The 2,862-nt window shown below is 61.4% G+C and carries 2 protein-coding genes and 1 pseudogene; 1 reads left to right on the forward strand and 2 read right to left on the reverse strand.

What is annotated here, in order from left to right; all coding sequences use genetic code 11:
• Positions 1–1,054, reverse strand: a pseudogene (locus KZA10_RS11285) (hypothetical protein); the annotation flags it as partial.
• 30 nt (positions 1,055–1,084) lie between these two features.
• Positions 1,085–1,354, reverse strand: coding sequence for a DUF6112 family protein (locus tag KZA10_RS11290; RefSeq protein WP_194582290.1), 270 nt, complete (start codon positions 1,352–1,354; stop codon positions 1,085–1,087).
• 103 nt (positions 1,355–1,457) lie between these two features.
• On the opposite strand from KZA10_RS11290, the gene KZA10_RS11295 reads away from it, so the two are divergent.
• On the forward strand, positions 1,458–2,765 hold the full coding sequence (locus KZA10_RS11295; RefSeq protein ID WP_218682933.1) for a hypothetical protein: 1,308 nt from the start codon (positions 1,458–1,460) through the stop codon (positions 2,763–2,765).
• The last annotated feature ends 97 nt before the right edge of the window (positions 2,766–2,862 follow it).

Raw genomic sequence — 2,862 nt, forward strand, 5'->3', positions numbered from 1 at the left:
GGTCGAGCCGGCCGATGCTCACGAAGTACTCGGTGAGGCTCGCCGCCTGCGATCGGGCCCACCCGATCTGACGCGTGTGGAGTTGCGCGGGAGATTCGGGGAGACTGAACTGACGCGCGAGCGCCTGTGGCACGGGAACAGGACGGTTGAGCGCCGATTTGGCTTCTTGTTCGGTGGACATCGCGTGATACATGTCGAACCCGACGAAGGACAGGAACTTATACGTCATGTACGGGGCGAACGCGGCGATGAACATCAGCACGACACCGGCGATCGGGTCGCTGATCGACGCGAGATCGAGCTCAATTGGCGCGCTCACTTGGGTGATGGCGACGAGGAAGATCACCACGAGGACGAGTTTGGAGAGGATCAAGGCGATCACGAACGTCGCCCACTTCGCAAACCACCCCTTCGTCACATCCCAGGAGAACCCGGCGAGGGCGATGGGGGCGAACACGATCGCGACCAGCAGCAGTGCCTTACGGATCAGGAGCGAGAACCACACGATCGCAGCAGCACTGATGGCAAGGCCGGCGAGGAAGATCGTCACGATCGCCCCCACGCCGGGGGCTGCGATGTTGATCCCGGCGAACCCTGCCGCAAGGAGGGCGATGCGGTCACCGATGGATTCCATCGTGTTCCCGGTCGCTTGCACGATCCCGAGCGCGAGCTGGTCGGTGATCTCCAACAACAGACCCGTCAGCCCGATGGCGACGAACGATCCGAGGATGCTTTTCGCCGCACCGAGGGCGGCGCGGCTGAGGGCGGTGGGGTCGCGGTGGATGAGGCCTGTGATCAGTTGCAGGCAGAAGAAGATCAGCACGACGAACACCGAAACCCCGAAGAGGATGTTGTAGACGCCGATGTACCCGGGGTCTGACAGATCCACGAGGGTGGTGGTGTCGAACACGGCCCAGACAGCTTCGAACAGCCACGCGGCGGCCCCGCCCATCGCCTGGGCGAGCCAATCGAACGGGGCCGCGATCAGCGTCGCCGCCCCCTGCCCGACGGTCTCGCACACGGCCGAGATCACCGGCACATCACACACACTCATCGTTCGCTCCTCCCTGCACGATCTGACGGGCTATACGGCTTGGCCGACGCCCCAGAAGAAGTTGATGAGCGTCACCGACGCGCCGCAGATGATCGCCGCCCCACAGGAGACGAGCACCCCGACCTTCCCCCGCGAAGCAAGGTGCGGGTTGCTGCTGTTCGCACCGAACCCCCACACGATCGCGGAAATGATCAACGCGAGGACGGAGAGGATCAGGCCGACAGTCATGACCGCGCCGACGATGATGCGCAACTGCTCGATACCGGGAAGCCCGGTACCGTTCGGGTCGATATCAATCACTGGGATGCTCCTTCTGCTCACACCGCCGCGGAGAAGGCGGACTTGTCAGCCAGGTGCGCCCCGGCACCCGTGGCGCACTGGAGGACTCACGTAAAATGAGGAGATGACGGAAAGCACCGAGACAACGACGCCTCTGGTGATGTACGTCGTGCACGCGAAGGGCGCAAACCGGATCAGTTACCTCAGCGTCGAGAAGATCAGCGAGGCCTTTGATAAGGAATCAACGCCGACAGTCGGTTCCCTCTGCGCAATCGTCCGCGAAGGGGATGATGAACTCGGCGCCGGGGACTTCCTGATTGGTTTGGCAGTCACGCGCGGTGTCGCAGGGATTGCGAGCGGAACGCTACGTGCGACCTTGTCGCCAATCCTCCGCCTACTCGAACCTCTCGATCTCGGAGAGCTTCGAGAACAGGCAGTCCCGATGCCGTCGATGCCGCAACACTTCTACGCCCGCCGACTCGATGGCCCTACAACGAGAGTCCTCCTGGACCATCTCAGACGGACCGATCCGGCGGTCGGACCCTGGCTGGACTCCGTGTTCCGGGAGCCTCGAACCTTCGATGAGGAGGTGCAGCAGTCGAGAGTCGAAGCGCGAGATGCAGTCCTCCTGGCTTCGCAGATTGCGGACATTCCGTTGCCCGCAGATGCGTTCAGCGAGCCCCCTAGCATCGATGAGAAAGAGACACTTCTCGACACCGTGCTGAACGCTGGCTACGAACGAGACATGGAAGAAGAACTACTTCCGCTCGATCTTCAACGTTTCGATGGCAAGCTCATCGCCGATCAGCGAGCGGCGAGTCTCGCGGTGTTCGAGGATCGAAACGGTCAGCGGAAGCTCCTCGTGATGTCCGTGAACAAGAAGCCCATCGAGGAAGAACTCGGCGTCGACCTCCTCTACTGGGACCAGGTCCACGACGCCTTCACTTTCGTTCAATACAAGCGACTCGAACGCGCCGACAGTGGCGATGGAAGCGGCGCCTACGAGTGGGTTTACCGACGTAAGAACGAGATCGAGAAGCAGCTCGACCTCATGCCGAAAGGTCGTGAAATCCCGACGAAGGCCGCAGACTGGCGTGCGTTCGAGACGCCGTTCTGGTTCAAGTTCGTGCGCGGAGACGCTGGTCGAAAACTCGACGGGCAGACGCTCAAAGGCATGTACGTCTCCGCTGACTGGATACGACTAGCCATGACTGATGCAACCTTCAAGACAGGACAGCGCGGCGGGTTCCGAGTCACATATAAGAACACGAAGTACCTAGGCCGGAGAGTCTTTACGCAACTCATCTCGCGTGGATTCGTCGGAACCGCGAGCACACGTTCTAAGGCTTTCAGAAAAGCGATGGAGAAGCTTGGCTCTGACCGAGAACTCATCATCGCGATCGGGACTGCTGCACGAATAGGTGACATCTGATCTGGCTTGCCCTCGAGGGTGGCCTGGAAGGATGTTGCTGTGCCCAAGCCCTACCCGACCGAGTTCCGTGATGACGTCGTGCGCGTCGCGCGGAACC

Source organism: Microbacterium sp. BF1, assembly GCF_019279095.1.
In the GTDB taxonomy this organism is placed as follows: Bacteria; Actinomycetota; Actinomycetes; order Actinomycetales; family Microbacteriaceae; genus Microbacterium; species Microbacterium maritypicum.

Bases quoted from the DNA above. Each gene is read 5' to 3' on its own strand.
- KZA10_RS11295 (WP_218682933.1), top strand. From the start codon at position 1,458: ATGACGGAAAGCACCGAGACAACGACGCCTCTGGTGATGTACGTCGTG.